Source organism: Rhizobium sp. 3T7, assembly GCF_020166565.1.
Classification (GTDB): domain Bacteria; phylum Pseudomonadota; class Alphaproteobacteria; order Rhizobiales; family Rhizobiaceae; genus Rhizobium.
This window is the reverse complement of the sequence record NZ_JAIQXS010000011.1, coordinates 112,037-134,921: the sequence shown is the minus strand read 5'-3', so window position 1 is coordinate 134,921 and position 22,885 is coordinate 112,037. Positions and strand designations below refer to the sequence as shown.

The following is a 22,885-nucleotide window of genomic DNA, read 5'->3' as shown; positions in this document are numbered from 1 at the left end:
TATCATTTTCTCGGAGCCTCCACATGCCCCTCCTCACTCGCCGCAATCTCCTGAAAGCCTCTGCCGTCGCAGGTGCATATGGCGTCGGTGTCGGGATCGCGGGGAAGTTTGGGCTGGCGGAAGCAGCCTCCGAGCCGCAGGTCTTGAAAGCAGTGAAGACGACGGCCAGCATCACGGATGCCGGCGTCACGAAAGACATCATGACCTGGGGTGACGGCGGCATGCCGCCGGTATTGCGGATGACCAAGGGCAAGCCCTATATGGCACGGCTGACGAACGCGCTCGACGAGCCGACGACGATCCACTGGCACGGTTTGAGAATCGCCAACAAGATGGACGGCGTGCCGTTCATGACGCAGCCTTACGTCTATACCGGCGACAGCTTCGATTATGTCTTCACGCCGCCGGATGCTGGCACCTTTTGGTATCATCCCCATTGCAACACGCTCACGCAGATGGGCCACGGCATGACTGGTGTTCTCGTGGTCGAGGATCCAGCCGACCCGACATTCGATGCCGAAGTGGTGCTCAATCTGCGCGACTGGCGCCTCGGCGGCGACAGCCAATTCATTGCGGCCTTCCGCCCGCGCGACGCGGCAAAGACCGGTACTTACGGAACGGTCAGGACCGCGAACTGGCACCAAGAGCCGCACTATGATGCGCCGGCCGGCGGCCTCATCCGGCTACGGATTGCCGTGACCGACGTTACCCGCATCTTCTCACTGAAGATGGAAGGGGCTGAGGCGACGGTCATCGCAATCGACGGCAATCCCGTACCAAAGTGTTTTCCGCTCGATCTGCTGCTGATCGGCCCCGGCCAGCGCCTTGATCTCGCCGTGCGGATGCCGGACAGTGAGGGTGCCGTTGCCACGCTTGAAGATATCAGGGGCACAACACCGAAGACGATCGCCAAGCTTAGGGCTGTCGGGACGTCGTTGAAGCGGAATGTCGGCGACCTTGTTTCGCTTGGCGAAAACCCGGTCGCCAAGCCCGACCTCTCTGCGGCACAGAAGATTCCGCTCATTCTCAGCGCCACGGCCGAAAGCGCGCCTGCCGACAGTATCTGCGGCACCCTCGGCTACAGCTTTTGGGCCATCAACAAGGTGCCGTGGCCGGGCGACACCGCGGACCCGACCGCGCCGCTGGCGGAACTGAAGCTCGGCAAGAGCTACATTTTGCAGCTTGAGAACGTGACGCCGCATGCCCATCCCATCCACCTGCACGGGATGAGTTTCACCGTCCTGTCGTCATCGACGCGGGAGGTCATGCCACTCGTTAGCGACACCTATCTCGTACAACCAGACGAGAAGGTGCAACTCGCCTTCGTGGCCGACAATCCCGGCGACTGGGTGCTGCATTGCCATATCATAGAGCATCAGAAGACTGGCATGACCAGTTATGTCAGAGTTGTTTGACGGGTCTTTACGGGTTCTAGTTGACTTATCCGGCCGAAAGGAGAAGGAAGGTTCAACTATGTCTATCCTGCGAATGAATTGAGATGATCGAAACAACCGCCGATTTGGAGGCGGCCTGCAAAGAGCTGGCCAAGTCAGAATTCATTACCATCGACACCGAGTTTCTCCGAGAAACAACATTCTGGCCGGAACTTTGCCTGATCCAGATGGCAAGTCCGACAATGGACGTGCTGGTCGATCCGTTGGCGAAGGGTCTCGACCTCAAGCCATTCTTTGAACTGATGGCCAATCCTGCCGTTTTGAAAGTCTTTCATGCCGCGCGCCAGGATATCGAGATCATCTACAACCGCGGCGGCCTCATCCCGCACCCGATTTTCGACACGCAGGTCGCCGCGATGGTTTGCGGCTTCGGAGACTCCGTCTCGTACGATCAGCTCGTCAGTCGCACCAAGGGTGTTCAGATCGACAAGTCTTCGCGCTTCACCGACTGGAGCCGCCGGCCGCTTTCGGAAAAGCAGCTTGACTACGCGCTTGCCGACGTGACGCATCTGCGCGACGTCTATCTCTATCTCAAAGCCGAGCTCGAACGCGAAGGCCGCTCGTCCTGGCTTCGGGAGGAGATGGATATCCTCGAGGCCCGCGAGACCTACGACATGCATCCGGACGATGCTTGGCAGCGGTTGAAAATGCGCCTGCGCAAGCCCCAGGAACTTGCCATTCTGAAATATGTGGCCGCCTGGCGCGAGCGCGAGGCGCGCTCCCGCAACGTGCCGCGCTCGCGCGTGCTGAAGGATGACGCGATCTACGAGATCGCCCAGCAGCAACCGAAGGACGCCGAAGCGCTCGGCCGCCTACGAACGATCCCCAAGGGTTGGGAGCGATCGGCAGCCGGCATCGCCGTCGTCGAAGCCGTCAATGCCGCACTCGCCTTGCCGAAGGCCGAGATGCCGCATGCTCCACGACAGACGCAGCCGCCGGAAGGTGCTGCCGCTGCCGCCGAGCTGCTGAAGGTCCTGTTGAAGCTGATCTCGGAAAAGCATGGCGTCGCCCCGAAGGTGATCGCCAACAGCGAAGATCTCGACCGTATCGCGGCGGAAGGCGAGAAGGCCGAAGTCGCAGCGCTGCATGGATGGCGGCGGGAGCTTTTCGGTGAGCCGGCGCTGCAGCTCATCCAGGGCCAGGTTGCTCTCCGCTTCGTTGGCAAGAAGGTCGAGACGGTGGCGCTCTAGGCGCCATCAAGCCGACTTTTTTGCGCGCGCAGTTATCTCCAGATCGATTCGGTCCAAGGAAACTGACGCAGCGCCTTTCGGAAACAATCAGCGTTTCCTATATGCCCTAGGTATCCCCGACGGACAGGTACCGCGAAAAGGACTACATGAGGGAAATATCTCCGGTCCAGAACTGGCTGTTGATCGCGCTTGTCATAGCCGCGAGCGGTGTATTCTATGATATGCGCTTCTACGGCGGCCATCCGTTTGTCGGCGCGACCTTTGCGCTGTTCATCGGCATGCCGATCATCGCCTTCGAGCGCAAGGTGATCCTGCGCGGCCTTTACCGGCGCATGCAGGCATTGCCGACGGTGACGTTCTTCCTCGCTGAGATCTTCGTCTACGAGATCCTGATGAGCGTTGGATTTGCGGTTGCCGGCCTCTCGATGTGGTGGCTCGGAGCCTTTCGCCCAGCATCGTGGGTCGATGCCGTTATCCTGCCATTCGACGCCTTTCTTTATGCCCTCGCCGTGTGTGCGCTTATCATCTTCGTGCTACGTATCCGCGAACTGCTGGGCCGCGACATCTTCATCAGCATGCTTTTCAGCCGTTACCGGAAGCCGATCAGCGAGGAGCGCGTCTTCTTGTTCATCGATCTGGTGGATTCGACCTCCTTTGCCGAGAAGCATGGCGATCTCCGAGCCCAACAGATGCTGAGTTCCCTGTTTGCGTCGTTCGCCGAGCCGGTCCGGAAGTACAAGGGCACCATCGATGACTACGTGGGTGACGCCGCGATCATCAGTTGGCCGTTGGAGCGTGGGATCACGTACGGCCGATGCGTGAACTGCATCTTCGATATCATCAGCGCGATAGAGGCGGACGCCGAGAACTGGCTGAAGACATTTGGTCAGGTCCCTCGCCTGCGCGCCGCCTTGCATGGCGGTACGGTTATTACGGCCGAAATCGGCGTCGACCATCATAAGATCACCTACTTCGGCGACACCGTGAACACCACATCCCGGCTTGAATCGCTCTGCAAGAGTTTGAACCGATCGGTTCTCATCTCAAGCGACCTCGCCCAGCGGATCAAGATGCCGGAGACGATCTCGGCCGAGGATCTTGGAAGCCACGCCGTCAAGGGCCGCGGCCAGAGCCTCGGCGTCATCGCGCTCGCCAAGGCAGACAACCGCAAGGCGTCACCAAAGCTTCACGCAAGCGTCAACGCGCCGACATGAAAGCATTGCTAATCGAGACCCGCATTCCAATCCTTGGGGGTTTCGATGAAAAATACTCTTCTTGCTTCCGTTTCATTTGTTCTTTTGGTCACCGGTTTGGCTGCGGCCGGCCAGCAGGAATTTCCAGCCACGCTCGCAGGTCAAGCCATTCTGCCGGCCAACACGCTCGTCGCGGCTCCAGCCGATACGCCTGAGTTCCTCAAGCACTCGGGCAAGTTCACGACCGCCGACCGCAAGCGCACCGAAGCGCTCGGCACGGTTCCCGGCAAGGACGGCGCTCGCGTCACCGATCTGAAGCTGCCTTTCGACGGTCAACCAATTCAGGGCTTCTCCGGCATCAAGACCATGCCGGATGGCACGTTCTGGACGCTCTCCGACAACGGCTTCGGCTCGAAGGCGAACTCCAGCGACGCGATGCTCTTCCTGCATCAGGCAAAGTTCGACTGGCAGACGGGCAAGGTCGAGGTCGTCAAGAACCTCTTCCTCTCCGACCCCAGCAAGAAGGCTCCTTTCCCGATCGTTCTGGAAGGCGCTGAGAAGCGTTATCTCACAGGCGCGGATTTCGACATCGAATCCGTGCAGCCTGTGGCCGATGGCTTCTGGGTCGGCGACGAGTTCGGACCCTATATCCTCAAGTTCGACACGGAAGGCCGCCTGACCGACGTGATCTCGACCAGTGTCGACGGCAAGCCGGTTATGTCGCCCGACAATCCGGTGCTCTCCGTTCCGGCAAATCCGATCGCCAAGATGCCTGTCTTCAACCTCAAGCGCTCGGGTGGCTTCGAAGGTCTTGCAATGTCGAAGGATGGCAGCAAGCTCTACGGCCTTCTGGAAGGCGCGATCTATCAGGACGACGGCAAGATGGAGTCGGTCGACGGCCATACCGCCATCCGCGTCATCGAGTTCGACACTGCCTCCAAGAGCTGGACCGGCCGCAGCTGGTTCTACCCCTTCGAGGACAAGGGTGTTTCGATCGGCGACTTCAACATGCTCGACGACACGACCGCGCTCGTCATCGAACGCGACAACGGCGCCGGCACGAAGGATAAGGCTTGCGCCGATCCCAAGCAGCCGAAGCCGGAGTGCTTCGAGGCACCGGCCCACCTCAAGCGTGTCTACAAGATCGAGTTCAACGACGCCAACGTCGGCAAGTCTGTTCGCAAGATCGGCTACATCGACCTCCTGAACATCAAGGACCCGGACAACAAGAAGAAAGCTGGTGGCAAGGATGGCATCTACGACATGCCGTTCGTGACGATCGAGAACGTCGATCGCGTCGATGCCACCCATATCGTCGTCGGCAACGACAACAACCTGCCCTTCTCGGCGGGCCGCGCTGTCGACAAGGCCGACAACAACGAGTTCAGCCTGCTCGAAGTCGGCGAGCTCCTGAACGCGAAGTAAGTTTACGCTCGTAAGGAAGGCTCCGCTCGAAGGAGCGGGGCAGCAGACACCAGATTCGGTTGGGCGTTCGAAAATTCGGACTACCGCTCTGTTGCGCCCTTTCCAGCGAGAATGTGATCTCGGAATTTAGCAATCCGCGTCGTTCGCGTTTCCGACTTTTTCACCCCGTTGAGATTGATCACGTAGCTTTTCTGCCGGCCGGGCGTCAGCTCGTGAAAAGCCTCGGCAAGTTCAGGGTCGGAATCCAGGGCCTCCACCAACTCGTCAGGAAGTTCTATTTGGCTTTGCTCTTTAGGCGGCTTAATGCCTGCCTCCGCATAGCCCATCGCTTCCTTCAAGTAGGACCGGATGACGGGTTCCATCTTTGCTACCTGTGCATTGCTTACAAAACGGAGCATGTCGGGATGTTGAGTGTTCGATCCCTGCTTCTCAAGCACGCCTTCGGGATCCTTCATCAGTGCGGCGTTAAAGAAACTTGCGCGAAAATCGCCGCGGAAGGCACCGAGTATCACGATATTGCGGCCTTCGTGCATGTAGCAGGGATGCGCCCATTTTACCGTCTCGACAAGGCCCGCATCGCGACAGATGCGGCGAAGTTCGTTTAGGCCGTCAATCCATTGCCGTGTCGAACAGTCCGGTGTCGCAAACCGCTCGCAGCGTCCGCATCCTTTCGTAAAAAAGTCCTCAATATCCGTGATCATGTCTCTCGCCCAAATTTCGCTCGTGATGTTGGTTGCAAGCATACCGAACCAATACGTCAACTTAGGGACGAAATTTGTGGGAATGCGCCATAAGCGATCAACAAAGTCGTCGGGTTGTTCGCGGCGGTGTGCCTTGGTCAAGCACGAAGCGCTACTCGAAGCGGAAAGCCAAGCGCTTGTTGGTGAGCCTGGACAACTGTTGCAGGCGGCCGTCAAGGCGCTCACCAGCAAAGTCGCTGTACTCCGCCGGAACCACGAACTCCAGGTCCAGATCGGGATTGGACGACTTCTGGAAACTCAGGTTGCGGACCACGCCCGGCATGGATGCCGAGAAGAGGTAGACAACCCGCAGCATTCCGCCGAGCAGCTTGGCGCGCTCGACATATTGCGGTGTAGCGATCGTTGCCAACGGCCCCGTCGCGCCGTCATCATGCGGCCCTTCGAACCGGTAGTAGTTGGTGAGCGCGATGAATGCCCGGCCGGGATGGCTGATGCCGACGAAGGACGAATGGGCAATGATGTTCAGTGCCTGCAAGCCGCGATAGTCGGGATGTGCGCGCCAGCTGATGTCGGCGAGCAGGCATGCGGCCTGACGATAGCGCGCCTCTTCTTTCGTCTCGGTGACGCCGAAATAGGGCATCATCCGACCGGTCCACTCCGCCAGTTCTCTGGCATGCTCCGGCGAACGGGCACGGAGAATGGCAAGCTCGCCCGCCGCGGCTAAGAGTGGATCGCTGCGGCGCTCGCTCTCGGAAAGCAATGAATAGAGGTAGCCTTCGCGCACGCCCTGCCCCGAAAACGAGATAACAGAGGGGTTCATCGCACTCAGGACTTCCTTCATGGCGACCGCGCCGAAGGGAAGCAACGCGCGGCGATGCTTCGAGACGGCCAACCATGCAGGATCTCTCGAGTCCCTGGCGATCTCCACCTGATCGAGGAACTGCATCATCGCCTCGAGCGAAACCTCGTAACCCTGCATCATGTGCAGCGGATACTGTGTCAATTCCATGTGCAGCTTTGCGATGTTTCGCCAGGTGCCCCCCACGGCGTAGAAGGTGCGCCCAGCGCCCTTCGCCAAAAGCTTGGAGCTTGTTCTCACATGCTTGCGGGCAAACGTGCGGGCCTTCTCCATCGAGCCGCCGGCATATTCGGACAGGCGAAGGCCGCCAAGCGGCAAGGTTACGCCGTTGCCGATTTCCTTGCCCTTGATATCAATCAGTTCGAGCGAACCGCCGCCCAGGTCACCAGCAATACCGTCCGGCTCATAGAAGCCGCTGACAATGCCGAGGGCGGAGAACTTCGCCTCTTCTTCACCGGAGAGAACGCGGACCTTACGCTGCAGAATTGTTTCTGCCTGATGGATAAAATCCGGTCCATTTGATGCTTCGCGGGCAGCCGCGGTCGCCAGCACGAACATGGTGGCAGCGCGCGCCTGATCGGACAATGCCTTGAACCGGTGAAGAGCGGCCAGCGCCCGCTCGACGCTCGCCTCGTCCATCTTGCCGGTCAGCGCAATGCCCCTGCCGAGCCCGCACAACACCTTTTCGTTGAAAAGGATCGTCGGCGAACGGGACATACCTTCATAGATGACCACACGGATCGAGTTCGACCCGATATCGACAACGGAGACCGGGGCAATCCCTGGAAGGCGCCCCTGGGCTTCTGATTCAACCATGCAGGTCCAATATTACTTGTTGTTTCGGCCGGAAAGCAGGCCGGCGATCAGCTTGGGCGCACTGGATTTCAAGGCTTCGCCACGGCCGGACAGACTGGGGTTGGTCATGAAATACTGCTGCGCGTTGAACGGCTCCTCGCCCTTGCGCACCTCCATGCGCCTAGACGTACCGTCGGGCAATATCTCGTAGCTTTGCTGATTGTCAATGATATTGCCGAGCATAATCTGTGAGAGAACCTGCTCGTGGACCGTCGGGTTCGTCAGTGGAACCAACGTCTCCACACGGCGATCGAGATTGCGCGGCATCATGTCGGCCGAGCCGATATAGACCAACGCCTTGTCTGACGGCAGCCCGTGACCATTGCCGAAGCAGAAGATGCGGCTGTGCTCCAGGAAGCGACCGACGATCGACTTCACACGGATATTGTCGGACAGACCGGGTACCTGCGGGCGCAGGCAGCAGATACCTCGAATGACGAGATCGATCTCGACCCCGGCGTGGCTCGCCGTATAGAGCGCATCGATGATCTCTGGATCGACCAGAGAATTCATCTTCATCCAGATCGCGGCTGGCGCACCGCTCTTGGCATGCCTGATCTCTTCGTCGATATGGCGAAGGATACGCGAACGCAGCGTGTACGGCGACACGGCGAGCTTCATGCTCTCCTCCGGTTCGCCGTAGCCAGTAATGAAGTTGAAGATATTCGCCATGTCGTGGGCGATCACCGGATTGCAGGTGAAGAAGGACAGGTCGGTGTAGATCTTCGCGGTGATCGGATGGTAGTTGCCGGTGCCGAGGTGGCAATAGGTTCGCAGCTTGCCCTCCTCGCGGCGCACGACCATCGACATCTTCGAATGCGTCTTCAGTTCGATGAAACCGAATACGACCTGCACGCCGGCGCGTTCAAGGTCGCGCGCCCAGCGGATATTTGCTTCTTCGTCGAAACGGGCCTTCAGCTCCACCAGGGCGGTAACCGATTTGCCTGACTCAGCGGCATCGATCAGCGCGCGGACAATCGGGCTGTCGTTCGAGGTGCGGTAGAGCGTCTGCTTTATCGCCAGGACGTCAGGATCGCGCGCAGCCTGGAGCAGGAACTGAACCACCACATCGAAAGATTCATAGGGATGGTGGACAACCATGTCCTTTTCGCGGATTGCCGCAAGGCAGTCCCCGGCATGCTCTCGGACACGCTCGGGAAATCGCGCATTGTAGGGCGGAAACCGGAGATCCTCACGCGGCGCTTTCGTGATCTCAGACAGCGTATTCAGGGCCAGCAGTCCGGGCAGAACGGCGACGCGATTTTCCGGAACACTAAGGGCCTGAACAACGAACTGGCGCAGCGACGCGGGCATCTCCGAATCGGTCTCGATACGGATCACCGATCCACGGCGACGGCGCTTCAGCGCCGTTTCGAAAAAGCGCACAAGGTCTTCGGCTTCTTCCTCGACTTCGATATCGCTGTCGCGAATGATCCGGAATGTGCCGGAGCCCTGCACTTCGTAGCCAGGATAGAGCCGGTGAATGAAGACATTGGCGACGTCCTCAAGCGTGATGTAGCGAATCGTATTGCGATCGTCCGGCAGGCGAACGAAGCGATCGAGCGCCGGCGGCAAGCGCAACAGCGCCGTCATCGGCTCGCGGCCGTTCTTGCTGACGAGCTGCAGGCCGATCGAAAAGCCAAGGTTCGGGATGAAGGGGAACGGATGCGCCGGGTCGATCGACAGCGGCGTCAACACCGGGAAGATCGCCTGCTCGAATTCTGTCGCCAGCCACGCGCGATCGGATTCGCTGAGGGCTCCCGGGCGTACGATCAGGATATCTTCTTTGGCGAGATATTGTTGGAGCACGGCAAGCGATGCCTGCTGCTCCATCTGCAGATTGTCGATCTCCTGGAGAATGGCGTCGAGTTGCTCGGCCGGCGTCTTGCCGTCGGGCGTGCGAACAACAATATTCTGGCGCACCTGCCCCTCAAGACCGGCGACGCGCACCATGAAGAATTCGTCGAGGTTTGCCGCCGAGATCGACAGGAAGCGGACGCGTTCAAGCAACGGATGCTCAGTGTTCAGCGTTTCTTCAAGGACACGGCGATTGAACTGCAACCATGAGAATTCGCGATTGATGAAGCGTTCAGGACTGGCGAGCAGTTCTTCCAGCGATGGCACAGTCTCGTTGGTTTCCGGAGTAGGTTCGTGATGCTCCGCGACTGCACTATCCATGGTCTGATTGTCCCGTTTCATTCGCCCAGCGAATTATATCAGTTTCACGACAGAACTGTGACAGTCAATCCGCAGACTCCGAATTGCCCAATTCATTCAACACTTCAGCGGCGAGAGTTCGAGTAATCTTCGTGCCCCGAGAGAGGGCAAGTCGATCAAGCCTGTCCACAATCGTCTGGGCGGCGTTCAGCGACCGCTCCATCCGGTTGACTATATAGAGGACCAGTTTGTCATCAATATAAAGCTGGCGGTCAGCAAACAGCTTCACAATGACCTGTGACAGCAGTTCCTCGTCCGGTTCCCCGATCTCGACAACCGTCGCAGCCTTTAGACGCGAGCGCAAATCCGGCAGTTCTACCGGCCAGGACATCGGCCACAGGCGGCTTGTCATCAGAAGACTGTGACCATTTTCCCGCACGCTGTTTATCACATGGAAGAGTTCATTGTCGTCGAAGCCAAGCCGGTCGACATCCTCGAACAGCACCGGACCATTGGCGGCATCGATCGCCGCGTTGGCACCGGCCCTCGGATGAATATCGACGGCACCACTGTGATCTTTCCAGATGTTGGCCAGATGCGATTTTCCGGAGCCCACTGGACCGGCGAGGATCACGACGGGCGAAGGCCAGTGCGGCCAGGCATCGACGATAGAGACGGCAGCGGCAAGCCGTTCGGAGATCAACAGATCGTCGCGCCCGGTTGCCGCATCGTGCGAAAAGGCCAGGGGAAGCTGTTCGACGGCATTGCGCCTTGGACCAGCGTTCTTCACATCAGTCATTTGGGATCAGCTTTTGTCTTGCCGACCTGGCCATTCTTCGACCCGCCGGCATAAAGATCGCTCTCAAGGTAGCGTGAAAGCGCAAAACGGACAAGCACGCCGACCGCGGCAGCCGCCGGCACGGCGACCAAAAGGCCAACAAAGCCGAACAGCGCGCCGAAGGCAAAGAGCGCGAACATCAACCAAACAGGATGCAGCCCGACGCTGTGTCCCACCAGCTTTGGTTGCAGGATGTTGCCCTCCATGAACTGACCGCTGAAGAAGACCGCGAGCACCGCGCCGACCCAGATGTAGTCGGGCCAGAACTGAACGATAGCAACACCGACGGCAAGAACGAGGCCCACCAGCGAGCCAACATAGGGAATGAAGCTGATCATCCCCGCGAAGAGACCGATCAGCAGGCCGAAGTTCAAGCCGACCAGCGACAGGCCAACGGCATACCAGATGCCCAGGATGAGGCAGAGCGACCCCTGCCCGCGGATGAAACCGGCGATCGCCTGGTCGATCTCGCGCATGATCTGGTGGACATTGGCTACATAGTCGCGCGGAATGTACTGATCAACCTTTGCAATCATGCGATCCCAATCAAGCAGCATATAGAAGGCCACAACCGGCGTAACGATCATCAGCGAGATCACGTTGACGACGGCAAGACCCGAGCTCCAGACCTGACCAAAGAGGCCAGTCAGGAGTCCAAATCCCTGCGACAGGATTTCGGAGAAGTTGTTCTTGATCGTCCCGAGCTGGCTCCTCACCCAATCCGGCATGAGGGAGTTCTGCGACGTTGTAATGAATGTCTGCAACTGATCGATATAGCCCGGCAGGCGACCGGCAAAATCGCTGAACTGGCTCGCCAAAACCGGTATCAGGATCATCAAGGCCAGCACGATCACGACGATGAAGGCGATCAAGATGACGATCGTCGCCATCAGGCGGCTCAGCCCAAAGCGTTCCAGCCGGTCGGCGACCGGATCGAGGAAATAGGCGAGCGCCATCCCTGCGAGGAACGGCAGCAGGATCGAACTGAAGATGAAGAGGAAGCCGATGAAGAAGGCGAGCACGATCAGCCAGAAGATGACTTGGCGCTTCAGACCTGCCCCGCTAACCTGCTGTGGCATTACATTCCCCGCTGATCGACCGTCTTGATTTTCCGCATCGTCGCGATGCAACCTTTCGAGCACATAGGATGTGGCCGAGAGAATGGTCAACCCCGCCGCTGAAAATCCCGAAGGCCTGCGTGAAAACAGCGGGAAATTGGGGCTTTTTCCATGCAATCCCTTGCAAGTAGGCCCGTGTCATGCAATGGCGACCCGCATATTGAGGCGGTGACATTCCCGCCCCTGCACAGCCATCGGAGAGCAGCATGAGCCAGTCTGGAAAAAACGGCCTGACCTATAGCGACGCAGGCGTCGACATTGATGCCGGAAACCTTCTGGTGGAGAAGATCAAGCCCGCCGTGCGTTCGACGCGCCGCCCTGGCGCAGACGGAGAGATCGGTGGGTTCGGCGGCCTGTTCGACCTGAAGGCAGCTGGTTTCACCGATCCGGTTCTCGTCGCCGCCAATGACGGCGTCGGTACCAAGCTGAAAATCGCGATCGACGCCGATTTTCATGACACGGTCGGCATCGATCTCGTTGCCATGTGTGTCAACGATCTGGTCGTCCAGGGCGCCGAGCCGCTGTTCTTCCTCGATTACTTTGCCACGGGTAAGCTTGACCCCGACCAGGGTGCGGCGATCGTCGAAGGCATTGCTGCCGGCTGCCGCGACGCGGGCTGTGCGCTGATCGGCGGCGAGACGGCCGAGATGCCGGGCATGTATTCCTCCGGCGACTACGACCTGGCCGGCTTTGCCGTCGGCGCTGCCGAGCGTGGCCAGCTGCTCCCCTCGAGCGACATTGCCGAAGGCGACGTCATTCTTGGCCTTGCTTCCTCGGGTGTTCATTCCAACGGCTTTTCACTCGTGCGCAAGATCGTCGGGATTTCGGGCCTCGCCTGGGATGCCCCGGCACCGTTCGCGGAAGACAAGGGCCTTGGCGAAGCGCTGCTGACGCCGACGCGCATCTACGTAAAGCCGCTCCTGAAGGCGATCCGCGAAACCAAAGCCATCAAGGCACTGGCGCACATCACCGGCGGCGGCTTCCCGGAGAATATTCCGCGCGTTCTGCCGAAGCATCTGGCAGCCGAGATCGATCTTGCTGCCGTCAAGGTTCCGGCGGTGTTCTCCTGGCTTTCCAAGACGGGCGGCGTTGACGCCAAGGAAATGCTGCGCACCTTCAACTGCGGCATCGGCATGATCGCAGTCGTTTCGGCCGAGAACGTTGCGACCGTCACCGCCGCGCTCGAAGCTGAAGGCGAGACGGTCGTGGCGCTCGGCCGCATGATTGCCCGCGCCGAGGGTGCAGCCGGTACTCTCTACAAGGGTATGCTTGCCATATGACGACGCCGCGCAAACGCGCCGTCGTCTTCATCTCCGGCGGCGGTTCCAACATGATGGCGCTAGTCGCCGCGGCCAAGGCTGCCGACTATCCGGCAGAAATCGTCGGCGTCATCTCCGACAAGGCCGATGCCGGCGGACTTGCCAAGGCGGCAGCCGAAGGCATTCGGACATTCGCCTTCGTCCGCAAGGACTACGCCAGCAAGGAGGCGCACGAGGAAGCTATCTTTGCGGCGCTCGATCAACTGTCTCCCGACATCCTCTGCCTTGCCGGATACATGCGGTTGCTGAGCGGCACCTTCATCCAGCGCTACGAAGGCCGGATGATCAACATCCACCCGTCCCTACTTCCGCTCTTCCCCGGCCTGCACACCCATCAGCGGGCGATCGATGCTGGCATGCGAGTGACGGGATGCACCGTTCACTTCGTTACCGAAGGCATGGATGAAGGGCCAGTCATCGGCCAGGCGGCCGTGCCGATCCGCTCCGACGACAGTGCCGAGAGCCTAGCGGCGCGCGTGCTAACCGTCGAGCACCAGCTCTACCCGCAGGCGCTGCGGCTCTTTGCCGAAGGCAAGGTGCAGATGGACGGCGGCAAAGCCGTCAGCACAGGCGCCCTCGCCACGCCAGCGGAAAACGGCAAAGTCATTTCGATCATCGGCGAGCGCGGCTGAACTCAGGCGGCAAGCGCCCGCGGCTGATGCAGCGTACCATCGCTGTAGACGAAACGGCCCTTGCGGAACGTGGCGCGGATGCGGTGCACGTCACCAACCTCGACAACCACGAGATCCGCCTGCTGGCCGAGGGCGATCTCGCCTCGATCCAGAAGACCGGCCGAGCGGGCCGCATTGCGCGTCGCCATGGCGACGGCATGGGGCAGGCTCGTGCGATCGGCGATCTTGAAAATGCCAGGCACGAAGGCTGCGGGATGGTAATCGGCGGCGACAACCGTCAGCAGGCCGGCTGCCGCGGCGTCGAGCGCACTGAGATTGCCGGACATGGATTGTCCGCGTAGGGCATTCGGAGCCCCCATCAGCGTCCACAGACCCCGGCGACGCGCCTCTTCTGCCGCGGCAAGCGTCACCGGAAATTCGCTGATCGTGACGCCGAGATCGTGCATTTGCGCGACCTTTTCGGCGCTGTCGTCGTCGTGGGAGGCGAGCGAAAGCTTGTGTTTCAGGGCAAGATCGACGACCCGCTTCAGCTTGATCTCGATGTCCGGATTGTCGCGCATCTCGATGCGCTTGGTAACCATCTCGGCGGCCATCTGCTCGGAAATGGCGCGACGTTCAGCAATGCTCAGAATGTAGCTCTCGATGTTGTTGTACTGCCCCTGCCCTGGCGTGTGATCCGTCAGCGAAACCATGTCGACATGACCGGCATCGAGCAGCTTCTCGAGTGCGGGTGCGGCACCGAGGTTGGTGATCTCGTAGCGCGCATGAACGCGATGATCGATCAGCAGATCATCCTTAAGCCGGTTGATACCCTCGATGACGGCCGAGGTCGTCTCAAGCGAGCGGACATGACCGTAGACGCTCTCTGTCGCGAAGGAGACGGCGGCAAACGCCGTCGTGACGCCAGCCGCCGCCAGCTTCTTATCCAGTTCGTGAATGCTGAAATCGATCGGCATCGGCGCGTTCGGGCGCGGCGCGATCTCGCGTTCCACCATGTCGCCGTGAAGATCGACAAAGCCCGGCATCAGCAGGCGCCCGCCGCCATCGATGGCAGCACCGGCGACTGGCTCCGGCCGAACTTCAGCGATCGCGCCGTCCTCGACGCGCACCGAGCCGTGGCACACGATCTCATCTGGAAGGACAAGAGTAAAATTGCTGAGCCACATGGATCTGCTCCGAGAGGGTAATTGTGACAAGCCGGAGCGCATAGCGCTGATTCATGACATAGGTATGAACGCAAAGACAGTTGGTCATGTGGTTGATCAACTTCACGTCGAAGACTAACCTGCGAAGTCTCTGGGATCAGAAAATGACAATCAAAGTTAAAGTTGCAGAGGCGAAAACGTGCCTTTCAGAACACCTAACCCAGGTCGAGGCGGGGCAGGAGAACGAGATTTCACGCGGCAGCGTTCCTGTCGCCCGGCTGAGCAAGGTCGATGACCGCAACGAACGCGCCCAAGCCTTCCGCCTGCTTCGTATCGAGCGCGCAGAGCGTGCCAAGGCGAGCGCGGCGGAAATTCAGCAATGGCGGCTCGAAGGGCAGCGTTGATGCCATTTGTCGTGGACGCGTCCGTCGCTGCTGCATGGCTGCTGGACGAGGAAAATGTCGAGGCGAAAGCGGCGCTGTCTCTCCTGGAGATCGATGACGCGTTTGTGCCGGGTCTCTTTTGGCATGAAATGCGCAATATTCTACTCGTGGCGGAGCGTAATCGCCGGATCGCCAGCGAAGACATTCTGGGCTGCCTAGTGCGTCTGGAAATCTTGCCCCTGCGAACCATGTTCGACGATGATCACCAAACGATTGTTCGGCTTGCGCGAAGGCATCAACTATCGGGTTACGACGCTGCCTATCTGGCGCTCGCTTTGGCACAGGCTGTGCCGCTGGTCACAACTGATGCAAAGCTGAAACAAGCCGCCGCCGTGGAGCATTTGCGGCCGAATTCGCTCTAGAGCAACGTCTCGCTGTTCAATGTCGCCCACTGCAGCAGGATGATCGTCTTTGCGTCGACGATCTCGCCCTGCTCAATCATCGTCATCGCCTTGCTGAGCGGCACTTCCAGAACTTCGATATCCTCGTGTTCCTCGGCAAGTCCGCCACCGTTCGATACCCGATCGGTCGTATCGATCGATGCGGCGAAGAAGTGCAGCAGCTCCATGCTCGAGCCCGGCGAGCTGTAGGCCTTGAACAGGAAGCGCACGTCTTGAATGCGAAATCCGGTTTCTTCCATGGCTTCGCGGCGGATCGCGGCTTCCGGCTCATCGCCATCGAGCAGGCCCGCCGGCGCCTCGATGATCCAGGCCGGTTCATCATGAAGGTAGACCGGCAGGCGGAACTGCCGGACCAGGACAACCGTGTCCCGTTTGAGATCGTAGAGCAGGATCGTCGCTGCGGGTGTGCGATGATAGACCTCGCGCTGCAGTCGGTGTGTCTCGCCGTCGGAATCCGTGTAGTCGATCTGGAAGTCGCTGAGACGCGTCCATCCGCTCGAGAGCGTCTTTTCATCGACGATCTCGGCTTTTGCTTTGTCAAACTTCGTCATGCGGCATCCTTGCACAGCCAGACCTTGTTGTCGTGAACCGCCGCGCCGCCGTATGGCGCGACCGGATCTGCGCCAGTCAGCACGTTGATGCCTTCGCCATCGACATGCGCCTTGTTCGGCCAGAGACCTTCGGCGATCAACACGCCCGGCTTGACCTCATCGGTGATGCGCACGTGGATGCGCAGGTCACCACGACTGTTGCCGATCCGCACGAGGTCGCCATGCTCAATGCCGCCGGCGGCAGCATCGGTCGGATTCATCATCAGCTCCGGTCGCCCCTCTTTCTGGCGCGAGGTCTTCGTCTCCGAGAAACTCGAATTCAGGAAGTTGCGCGCCGGCGATGTTGCGAGCCGGAACGGATGCTCGGCATCCGCCACCTCAATGACATCCACCTGATCCGGGAACGACGGCAGTCGCTCGTGCGGGCCGAGAGCCCCGACGGCGGCTGGAGGTTTATTCGGCGCGGGACCGTTGACCCAGTCCGGCCGGAAATGGAACTTGCCATCCGGATGCGCGAATCCCTTGAGGAAATGTGCATCCTCGAAATCCGGCTGACGGTCGAACCATTTGTGTTCGAGGAAATGATCGTAGCCCGGCAGGTTGCTGGCCTCGAGAACCCGATCGATCATTTCGCGCGCGGTGAAGCCGAAGCCGGGGCGATCGGCGACGCCGAGCCGTTTGGCCAACTCCTCGATCACGAACAGGTTCGTTCGCACCGTCGATGGCGACTCGACCAACTTGGGACCGAGGAGGATGTGGTTCTGGCCACCAGCGCGGTAGATATCGTCATGCTCGACGAACATCGTTGCCGGGATGACGATATCGGCCATTTCGGCCGTCTCCGTCATGAACTGCTCGTGGACGGCGACGAAGAGGTCGTCGCGGGCAAAACCGCGCTTCACCAGCCGCTGCTCCGGCGCGATGTTCACCGGGTTGGTGTTTTGGATCAGCATGGCCGTGACCGGGCCGCGATGGCGCAGCGCGACGGCATCGCCTGTCAACGCACGGCCGATTTGCGACTGGTCGATCATGCGGATATCCGCATCCTTCATCGACTTGCCCGTCAGTTCCGCATTGTTCATGCGGAAGATATCGCCGTTCGAATGGAAGGCCCCGCCGCCTTCATATTGCCAGGAGCCGAGGACGGTGGCGATGGAGGCAGCGGCGTGCATGGCGACGGCGCCGTTACGCTGCCGCGTGAAGCCGTAGCCGAGGCGGAAATAGGTCTTCTTCGTCGTGCCGACGAGCCGTGCAAAGGCCTCGATCTCGTCCACGGACAGACCAGTGATGGCCGCAGCCCATTCCGGCGTTTTCGTTTTCAGATGCGCTTCAAGGCCGCCTGGATCGTCGGCGTATTTGGCCATGTAGTCGCGATCGGCGTGGCCGTCGCGGAAGGCGATATGCATGACCGCACAGGCAAGTGCCGCGTCCGTACCCGGCTTGACGATTAGCGCCATGTCTGCCTGCTTCATCGTCGGATTGTCGTAGATGTCGATGACGACGATCTTGGCGCCGCGTTCCTTGCGGGACTTGATGGCGTGGGTCATGACGTTGACCTGGGTGGACACCGCGTTCGTACCCCAGATCACGACGCAGTCGGTGCGGCCCATCTCGCGCGGGTCAGGTCCCCGCAGCGTCCCCGTCGCCATGGTGAAGCCGGTCCAGGCCGGATTGGTGCAGATCGACGAGAAGAAGCCGGAATAGCGCTTGGCGTGGCGCAGGCGCTCGATCGAGTCGCGCTGCACCCAGCCCATGGTGCCTGCATAGTAGTAAGGCCAGATCGCCTCACTGCCGCCCCTGGCTTCGGCCTTGACGAAGGCTTCGGCGATTTCATCCAGCGCCTCGTCCCAGGAAATCTGCTGCCACTGCGCTGCCCCCTTCGCGCCGGTTCGGCGCAGGGGATGCATCAGCCGGTCCGGATGATAAAGTCGCTCGGCGTAGCGCGCGACTTTGGCGCAGATGACGCCGGAGGTGTAGCTGTGGTCATTTGCGCCACGCACACGACCGATGCGGCCATCGTCACTGATCTCCACTTCCAGCGCGCAGGTGGAGGGACAGTCGTGCGGACAGGCGGTGTGACCGAGCCTAACGTTCGACTTGGCGGATTTGGCGTGAATGGGGGTCGCAATGTTCATGGCTTTTCTATATTCGAACCGGAAACCGGCCAAAAGTCACAAATGACGTCGATCAGGCGAATTCATAACGGGCATCAGCAAAAATGAACTACCGCCACATATATCACGCGGGCAATTTTGCCGATGTGCTCAAGCACGCCGTTCTGGCGCGGCTGATCCGCTACCTGCAGAAGAAGGATGCGGCGTTTCGGGTGCTCGATACCCATGCCGGCATCGGGCTTTACGACCTCTCCTCTGAAGAGGCTCAAAAGACCGGCGAATGGAGCGAGGGCATCGGTAGGCTTCTGGATGCAGAGCTTGCTCCACAGGTCGCGGAACTGTTGGAGCCCTATCTTTCCGCCGTGCGCGAGTTGAACCCAGAGGGCGGCATCCGCTTTTATCCCGGTTCGCCAAAGCTCTCGCGCATGCTGTTTCGCCCGCAGGACAGGCTTTCCGCCATGGAGCTGCATCGGGAGGATTTCGCGCGGCTACATCGGCTCTTCGAGGGCGATCATCATGCACGCATCACCGAGCTTGACGGCTGGCTGTCGCTCGGCGCGCACCTGCCGCCGAAAGAGAAGCGCGGCATCGTCCTGGTCGATCCGCCGTTCGAGGAGGACGGCGAATACGAACGGCTGGTGGATGGTCTGGCAAAGGCCTACCGCCGCTTCCCCGGCGGCACCTACTGCCTTTGGTATCCGCTGAAGAAGGGCGCGCCGATCAAGGAATTCCATGAGTCATTGCAGGCCCTCGATATTCCGAAAATGCTTTGCGCCGAACTCAGCGTGCGCAGCGATCGCGGCATCACGGGGCTGACAGGCTCCGGCCTGATTATCGTTAATCCGCCCTTCACGTTGAAGGACGAGCTGCATGCTTTGCTGCCCGCGCTCAAGGACCATCTGGCGCAGGATCGCTACGCCTCGCATCGCGCATTCTGGCTACGCGGTGAAAGCAGGGCGGAAAAGGAGGATTGACCGACTCCTGGCTGCGCGAAATAGTCGCGCCGAGACATAACCATATGGAACAACGACCATGAAGATTCTTTGCGCTCCAAGCTCTCCCTATTCCAGCAAAGTACGGATGGCCGCGCACTACCTGGAACTCGATGTCATCGAAATCCGTGTGGACACCAATGCCGGCCCGGCAATCCTTGTCGACAACAACCCGCTTGGCAAAATCCCGACACTGCTCACCGACGACGGACTGTCGATCTTCGACAGCATCGCCATCATGCACTATTTCGACCGACTGAAAGGCAAGAAGCTTTATCCCTCGAAGAACGGCAAACGGACGGAGGCCGAAATCCTCGAGGCGCTTTGCGACGGAATCTGCGACTGCCTTCTCGCAATCGTCTACGAGCGACGTTTCCGCGACGAGGAAAAGGTACACCAGCCCTGGATCGACCGGCAATGGAAGAAGGCCGTCAGTGGCTTGAATCACCTCGCCGTTCACCTACCGAAGATCGGTAAGCGGCTGCATGGCGGCCATTTCGCACTGGCGGCAACGCTCGGCTACCTCGATCTGCGCTTCAAGGGCCAGTGGGAGGCCGATCATTCCGAACTCATCGGCTGGCTTCGCCGGTTCGAAAAGACGTTTACCGCCTATGACGACCTGAAGCCTCAGAGCTGAGCCAAGCCTTTGTCGGTTTTGGCAAAATCGATGAAGGCGCGCAGCGCCGTCGGCAGTTGCCGACGGCTCGGATAATAGAGGAAGAAGCCCGGATAGAAGGGACACCAGTCTTCGAGCACGCGTATCAGCCTGCCATCGGCCACCGCCTTCAGCACCTGCTCCTCGAAAAGATATCCGAGGCCACAGCCGTGTAGCACGGCATCCAGCATGATGTCCTGATCCCCCAGCGTCAGGGGACCGGTGACCTCGATCTCCAGTTCGATCCCGCCGCGTTCGAACTCCCATCGATAGAGCGCGCCGCCGGCAAAACGGTAACGCACACATTCGTGGTCGCGCAGATCGTGCGGCGTCGCCGGCTTACCCCTGCCCTCGAAATAATTCGGCGCCGCAACCACTGCGAAGCGATGGCGCGGACCGATCGGCACGGCGATCATGTCCGCGGCAATGCTTTCGCCGAAACGCACGCCGGCGTCGAAGCCAGATGACACCATATCGACCAGCGCGTCATCGATGACGATCTCGACCTCGACGGAGGGGTAGGCCTTCAGGAAGCGCGAGACGATCGGCAAGAGCACAAGCTTGGTGGAAGCCCGCGCCGCATTGATGCGTAGCTTGCCATGCGGTTGGCCGCGGAAATTGTTGAGATCGTCGAGTGCTGCGTCGATATCGAGGAATGCAGGCCGAATGCGATCGAACAGTCGCTCGCCGGCCTCGGTCAAGGCCACGCCGCGGGTCGTCCGGTTGACCAAGCGAACCGCCAGCCTCTCTTCGATTGCTCTTAATGCGTGGCTCAGCGCGGAGGCCGTAACACCCAGTTCGACCGAGGCTTTCCGGAAGCTTCGGTGATTTGCGATCGCGAGGAAGATCGCCAGGTCGGTAGAGCGCACCCGCTTCATTGATGAATTTTTCTCAGTAAGTTGTGAAACATAACGTAAATTCTCTCATCTCTGCCAATACGCTACCTTCACTCCGTAAGCAAATCGCAGCGCAACGGACAAAGGAGATCGTCATGCGTGTTTGGTTCATCACAGGGGCATCGCGTGGTTTCGGCGCCCTTATCGCTCAGGAAGCTCTCAATGCCGGCGACGCCGTCGTCGCGACGGCGCGCAACCCGAAGGGTCTTGAGGAGAAGTTCGGCAATCATCCCAATCTGCTCGCCGTGTCGCTTGACGTGACCGACGAAGCCTCTGCGCACAAGGCAGCGGAAGCAGCCGTCGAGCGCTTCGGCAGGATCGACGTGCTGCTCAACAATGCCGGCTTCGGGCTGCTGGGCGCCGTGGAAGAAGCAACCACCGAAGAGATCGAGAAGCTCTACGCCACGAACGTCTTTGGTCTCTTGAAGGTTACCCGCGCGGTCCTGCCGCACATGCGCCGCCAGCGCTCCGGACATGTGCTTAACATCTCGTCCATCGGCGGCTACGAGTCGCATGCCGGTTGGGGTATCTATTGCTCGACGAAGTTCGCCGTCGAGGGCCTGTCCGAGGCTCTCGCTGCCGAAGTGGCTCCACTTGGCATCAAGGTGACGGTCGTCGAGCCCGGCTTTTTCCGCACCGACTTTCTGGATGAGAGCTCACTCGCCGTCAGCCCGAGTTCGATCGCCGACTATCAGCAAACGCCTGTCGGCGCGATGCGCGAATTCGCTGCCGGCCATAATCATCAGCAGCCCGGCGACCCTGCCCGCCTTGCTGAGGCGATGGTCACCTTGGCGCACGCCGAAAACCCGCCGCTGCGCATGCCGTTCGGCAGCGACACCGTCGCGGTGATCGAAGCGAAGAACGAGCATGTCGCGAAGGAACTCGCCGCATGGCGTGAGCTTGCCGTCTCGACCGATTTCCCCAAGCAGGTCTAAGGGTTCCTCGCATAGACAAAAAAGCCGGGCTGGAGCCCGGCTTTTTTGCAGTTGATGCTCGGCTTAGAACTTGACGCCGATACCGACCTTGACGCTGTGCTCGTCGTAGCCGCGCGAAATGTTCGCGCCGCCGATGTTGAAGTCGCTGTCAGCGTAGTTGGTGTAACGGTACTCGACACGGGCCGTGATGTTGTTGGTCACGAAGGTTTCTGCACCCGCACCAACCGTGTAGCCGAGCGACGTGTCGGTGTCAGAGCCGGCGGCGTTGCTGAACTTGTTCTTCGTAGCAGCAAGACCGGCCGTGCCGTACAGCAGGAACGGGTTCAGATCGTAACCGATACGGCCGCGGATAGAGCCGTTGACTTCGTTCTTGCCGGTGCCACCGCCAGCAGCACCGTCAGCGCCGGAGTAGCCGATGTCGGCTTCCGCACCGTATACGATCTGGCCAGCCTGCCAATTGTAGCCGGTGTAGATCTGACCGCCGAGAGCGCGCGCGTTGTACTTGTCGCCAAAGCCGCCCATGTTGTAGGTGCCGGCGCCGCCGAGATAGAAGCCCTGCCAGTTGGCCGCTGGAGCCGGTTCATTCTGTGCAACCGGAGCTTCCGGGATCTGATCAACGGCATCGGCTGCATAAGCGGCGGAAAACCCACCAAGGGCAACGGTCGAAACCAACAGGCTAGCAATAAACGTACGCATACTCGTCTCCTTTCAGACCCGCGTCCTTCGTCAACTGTCCTACAGCGAAGCATTCGCGGGCTATTACAAATGTCCCTTGCGGTTCGGGAGAGAAATTGATGCCCAATTGAGGATTTGAAAGAGCCAAATTGTGATTTGATTGCGGCACCCGGATGGCTGAAATTCGATGTTGCTTTGCCGCAACAGAATATTTGTTAACCATAACGAATGGTTAAATCATGAATACTTATTTTAAGCAGTTATATTCTTAAATAGTACATACAGTAATTCCGGCGCCGCCGCAATCAAAACGGCTATTTATCTCACCTTCTCCCGC

Annotated in this window: 21 protein-coding genes; 11 read left to right on the top strand and 10 right to left on the bottom strand. The window is 59.8% G+C overall.

Annotation, left to right across the window (positions count from 1 at the left end; translation table 11 throughout):
* The first annotated feature begins 23 nt into the window (after positions 1 to 23).
* The 4 genes from K9B32_RS17350 (at position 24) to K9B32_RS17335 (ending at position 5,262) form a co-directional block, all read left to right on the top strand.
* Positions 24 to 1,415 carry a multicopper oxidase family protein gene (locus K9B32_RS17350; RefSeq protein WP_224564321.1) on the top strand — a complete coding sequence of 464 codons (1,392 nt, stop codon included), beginning with the start codon at positions 24 to 26 and terminating at the stop codon, positions 1,413 to 1,415.
* 83 nt (positions 1,416 to 1,498) lie between these two features.
* Complete coding sequence (gene rnd / locus K9B32_RS17345) at positions 1,499 to 2,644, top strand: ribonuclease D (protein ID WP_224564319.1); 1,146 nt, start codon at positions 1,499 to 1,501, stop codon at positions 2,642 to 2,644.
* A 146-nt stretch (positions 2,645 to 2,790) separates the two neighbouring features.
* Positions 2,791 to 3,858 (top strand): adenylate/guanylate cyclase domain-containing protein, encoded by a 1,068-nt coding sequence (locus tag K9B32_RS17340; RefSeq protein ID WP_224564316.1) that lies wholly within the window; start codon positions 2,791 to 2,793, stop codon positions 3,856 to 3,858.
* A gap of 45 nt (positions 3,859 to 3,903) precedes the next feature.
* A complete protein-coding gene (locus K9B32_RS17335; protein WP_224564314.1) occupies positions 3,904 to 5,262 on the top strand; it encodes an esterase-like activity of phytase family protein in 1,359 nt (452 codons plus the stop codon).
* Positions 5,263 to 5,342: 80 nt separating this feature from the next.
* Here the strand turns inward: K9B32_RS17335 and K9B32_RS17330 are convergent, their stop codons facing one another.
* The 5 genes from K9B32_RS17330 to K9B32_RS17310 form a co-directional block, all read right to left on the bottom strand.
* Positions 5,343 to 5,963: a YdeI/OmpD-associated family protein gene (locus K9B32_RS17330; RefSeq protein WP_224564381.1), complete on the bottom strand. Its 621-nt coding sequence runs from the start codon at positions 5,961 to 5,963 to the stop codon at positions 5,343 to 5,345.
* A gap of 151 nt (positions 5,964 to 6,114) precedes the next feature.
* Complete coding sequence (ppx, locus tag K9B32_RS17325; RefSeq protein WP_224564311.1) at positions 6,115 to 7,638, bottom strand: exopolyphosphatase; 1,524 nt, start codon at positions 7,636 to 7,638, stop codon at positions 6,115 to 6,117.
* Positions 7,639 to 7,650: 12 nt separating this feature from the next.
* Complete coding sequence (locus tag K9B32_RS17320) at positions 7,651 to 9,855, bottom strand: RNA degradosome polyphosphate kinase (protein ID WP_224564308.1); 2,205 nt, start codon at positions 9,853 to 9,855, stop codon at positions 7,651 to 7,653.
* 64 nt (positions 9,856 to 9,919) lie between these two features.
* Positions 9,920 to 10,633, bottom strand: a complete 714-nt coding sequence (gene hdaA / locus K9B32_RS17315) for a DnaA regulatory inactivator HdaA (RefSeq protein ID WP_224564305.1) — start codon at positions 10,631 to 10,633, stop codon at positions 9,920 to 9,922.
* Entirely contained in the window at positions 10,630 to 11,751 is a 1,122-nt protein-coding gene (locus tag K9B32_RS17310; RefSeq protein ID WP_224564302.1) for an AI-2E family transporter, read from the bottom strand. The genes hdaA and K9B32_RS17310 overlap by 4 nt, the downstream gene beginning before the upstream one ends.
* Positions 11,752 to 11,996: 245 nt before the next feature.
* Between K9B32_RS17310 and purM the strand changes: the two genes are divergently transcribed.
* Both purM and purN read left to right on the top strand, forming a co-directional pair.
* Positions 11,997 to 13,070, top strand: a complete 1,074-nt coding sequence (gene purM, locus K9B32_RS17305) for a phosphoribosylformylglycinamidine cyclo-ligase (RefSeq protein WP_224564299.1) — start codon at positions 11,997 to 11,999, stop codon at positions 13,068 to 13,070.
* The gene (purN, locus tag K9B32_RS17300; protein WP_224564297.1) at positions 13,067 to 13,741 is read left to right on the top strand and encodes a phosphoribosylglycinamide formyltransferase; all 675 of its coding nucleotides are present in this window, start codon (positions 13,067 to 13,069) and stop codon (positions 13,739 to 13,741) included. The genes purM and purN overlap by 4 nt, the downstream gene beginning before the upstream one ends.
* A 2-nt stretch (positions 13,742 to 13,743) precedes the next feature.
* On the opposite strand, the gene K9B32_RS17295 is transcribed toward purN, so the two are convergent.
* Positions 13,744 to 14,907 (bottom strand): alpha-D-ribose 1-methylphosphonate 5-triphosphate diphosphatase, encoded by a 1,164-nt coding sequence (locus K9B32_RS17295; RefSeq protein ID WP_224564295.1) that lies wholly within the window; start codon positions 14,905 to 14,907, stop codon positions 13,744 to 13,746.
* A gap of 143 nt (positions 14,908 to 15,050) precedes the next feature.
* Here K9B32_RS17295 and K9B32_RS17290 point away from each other — a divergent pair, with 143 nt between their 5' ends.
* Both K9B32_RS17290 and K9B32_RS17285 read left to right on the top strand, forming a co-directional pair.
* A complete protein-coding gene (locus K9B32_RS17290; RefSeq protein WP_224564292.1) occupies positions 15,051 to 15,290 on the top strand; it encodes a type II toxin-antitoxin system Phd/YefM family antitoxin in 240 nt (79 codons plus the stop codon).
* The gene (locus tag K9B32_RS17285) at positions 15,290 to 15,691 is read left to right on the top strand and encodes a type II toxin-antitoxin system VapC family toxin (RefSeq protein WP_224564289.1); all 402 of its coding nucleotides are present in this window, start codon (positions 15,290 to 15,292) and stop codon (positions 15,689 to 15,691) included. The genes K9B32_RS17290 and K9B32_RS17285 overlap by 1 nt, the downstream gene beginning before the upstream one ends.
* Here K9B32_RS17285 and K9B32_RS17280 read toward each other — a convergent pair.
* On the bottom strand, positions 15,688 to 16,281 hold the full coding sequence (locus K9B32_RS17280; protein WP_224564286.1) for an NUDIX domain-containing protein: 594 nt from the start codon (positions 16,279 to 16,281) through the stop codon (positions 15,688 to 15,690). The two genes, K9B32_RS17285 and K9B32_RS17280, sit on opposite strands and share 4 nt — an antisense overlap.
* Positions 16,278 to 18,416, bottom strand: a complete 2,139-nt coding sequence (locus K9B32_RS17275; protein ID WP_224564283.1) for a molybdopterin-dependent oxidoreductase — start codon at positions 18,414 to 18,416, stop codon at positions 16,278 to 16,280. Before K9B32_RS17275 ends, K9B32_RS17280 begins: the two co-directional genes overlap by 4 nt.
* 83 nt (positions 18,417 to 18,499) lie before the next feature.
* On the opposite strand from K9B32_RS17275, the gene K9B32_RS17270 reads away from it, so the two are divergent.
* Positions 18,500 to 19,369, top strand: coding sequence for a 23S rRNA (adenine(2030)-N(6))-methyltransferase RlmJ (locus tag K9B32_RS17270; protein ID WP_224564280.1), 870 nt, complete (start codon positions 18,500 to 18,502; stop codon positions 19,367 to 19,369).
* A gap of 58 nt (positions 19,370 to 19,427) precedes the next feature.
* Positions 19,428 to 20,024 (top strand): glutathione S-transferase, encoded by a 597-nt coding sequence (locus tag K9B32_RS17265; RefSeq protein WP_224564277.1) that lies wholly within the window; start codon positions 19,428 to 19,430, stop codon positions 20,022 to 20,024.
* On the opposite strand, the gene K9B32_RS17260 is transcribed toward K9B32_RS17265, so the two are convergent.
* Positions 20,015 to 20,920 carry a LysR family transcriptional regulator gene (locus K9B32_RS17260; protein WP_224564273.1) on the bottom strand — a complete coding sequence of 302 codons (906 nt, stop codon included), beginning with the start codon at positions 20,918 to 20,920 and terminating at the stop codon, positions 20,015 to 20,017. The genes K9B32_RS17265 and K9B32_RS17260 overlap by 10 nt on opposite strands.
* A 113-nt stretch (positions 20,921 to 21,033) precedes the next feature.
* Here K9B32_RS17260 and K9B32_RS17255 point away from each other — a divergent pair, with 113 nt between their 5' ends.
* Positions 21,034 to 21,873, top strand: coding sequence for an oxidoreductase (locus tag K9B32_RS17255; protein WP_224564270.1), 840 nt, complete (start codon positions 21,034 to 21,036; stop codon positions 21,871 to 21,873).
* A 63-nt stretch (positions 21,874 to 21,936) separates the two neighbouring features.
* Here K9B32_RS17255 and K9B32_RS17250 read toward each other — a convergent pair whose 3' ends face one another.
* The gene (locus K9B32_RS17250; protein ID WP_224564267.1) at positions 21,937 to 22,569 is read right to left on the bottom strand and encodes an outer membrane protein; all 633 of its coding nucleotides are present in this window, start codon (positions 22,567 to 22,569) and stop codon (positions 21,937 to 21,939) included.
* Positions 22,570 to 22,885 lie beyond the last annotated feature (316 nt).

Bases quoted from the DNA above. Each gene is read 5' to 3' on its own strand.
- K9B32_RS17350 (WP_224564321.1), top strand. From the start codon at position 24: ATGCCCCTCCTCACTCGCCGCAATCTCCTGAAAGCCTCTGCCGTCGCA.
- rnd (WP_224564319.1), top strand. From the start codon at position 1,499: ATGATCGAAACAACCGCCGATTTGGAGGCGGCCTGCAAAGAGCTGGCC.
- K9B32_RS17340 (WP_224564316.1), top strand. From the start codon at position 2,791: ATGAGGGAAATATCTCCGGTCCAGAACTGGCTGTTGATCGCGCTTGTC.
- K9B32_RS17335 (WP_224564314.1), top strand. From the start codon at position 3,904: ATGAAAAATACTCTTCTTGCTTCCGTTTCATTTGTTCTTTTGGTCACC.
- K9B32_RS17330 (WP_224564381.1), bottom strand. From the start codon at position 5,963: ATGATCACGGATATTGAGGACTTTTTTACGAAAGGATGCGGACGCTGC.
- ppx (WP_224564311.1), bottom strand. From the start codon at position 7,638: ATGGTTGAATCAGAAGCCCAGGGGCGCCTTCCAGGGATTGCCCCGGTC.
- K9B32_RS17320 (WP_224564308.1), bottom strand. From the start codon at position 9,855: ATGGATAGTGCAGTCGCGGAGCATCACGAACCTACTCCGGAAACCAAC.
- hdaA (WP_224564305.1), bottom strand. From the start codon at position 10,633: ATGACTGATGTGAAGAACGCTGGTCCAAGGCGCAATGCCGTCGAACAG.
- K9B32_RS17310 (WP_224564302.1), bottom strand. From the start codon at position 11,751: ATGCCACAGCAGGTTAGCGGGGCAGGTCTGAAGCGCCAAGTCATCTTC.
- purM (WP_224564299.1), top strand. From the start codon at position 11,997: ATGAGCCAGTCTGGAAAAAACGGCCTGACCTATAGCGACGCAGGCGTC.
- purN (WP_224564297.1), top strand. From the start codon at position 13,067: ATGACGACGCCGCGCAAACGCGCCGTCGTCTTCATCTCCGGCGGCGGT.
- K9B32_RS17295 (WP_224564295.1), bottom strand. From the start codon at position 14,907: ATGTGGCTCAGCAATTTTACTCTTGTCCTTCCAGATGAGATCGTGTGC.
- K9B32_RS17290 (WP_224564292.1), top strand. From the start codon at position 15,051: ATGACAATCAAAGTTAAAGTTGCAGAGGCGAAAACGTGCCTTTCAGAA.
- K9B32_RS17285 (WP_224564289.1), top strand. From the start codon at position 15,290: ATGCCATTTGTCGTGGACGCGTCCGTCGCTGCTGCATGGCTGCTGGAC.
- K9B32_RS17280 (WP_224564286.1), bottom strand. From the start codon at position 16,281: ATGACGAAGTTTGACAAAGCAAAAGCCGAGATCGTCGATGAAAAGACG.
- K9B32_RS17275 (WP_224564283.1), bottom strand. From the start codon at position 18,416: ATGAACATTGCGACCCCCATTCACGCCAAATCCGCCAAGTCGAACGTT.
- K9B32_RS17270 (WP_224564280.1), top strand. From the start codon at position 18,500: ATGAACTACCGCCACATATATCACGCGGGCAATTTTGCCGATGTGCTC.
- K9B32_RS17265 (WP_224564277.1), top strand. From the start codon at position 19,428: ATGAAGATTCTTTGCGCTCCAAGCTCTCCCTATTCCAGCAAAGTACGG.
- K9B32_RS17260 (WP_224564273.1), bottom strand. From the start codon at position 20,920: ATGAAGCGGGTGCGCTCTACCGACCTGGCGATCTTCCTCGCGATCGCA.
- K9B32_RS17255 (WP_224564270.1), top strand. From the start codon at position 21,034: ATGCGTGTTTGGTTCATCACAGGGGCATCGCGTGGTTTCGGCGCCCTT.
- K9B32_RS17250 (WP_224564267.1), bottom strand. From the start codon at position 22,569: ATGCGTACGTTTATTGCTAGCCTGTTGGTTTCGACCGTTGCCCTTGGT.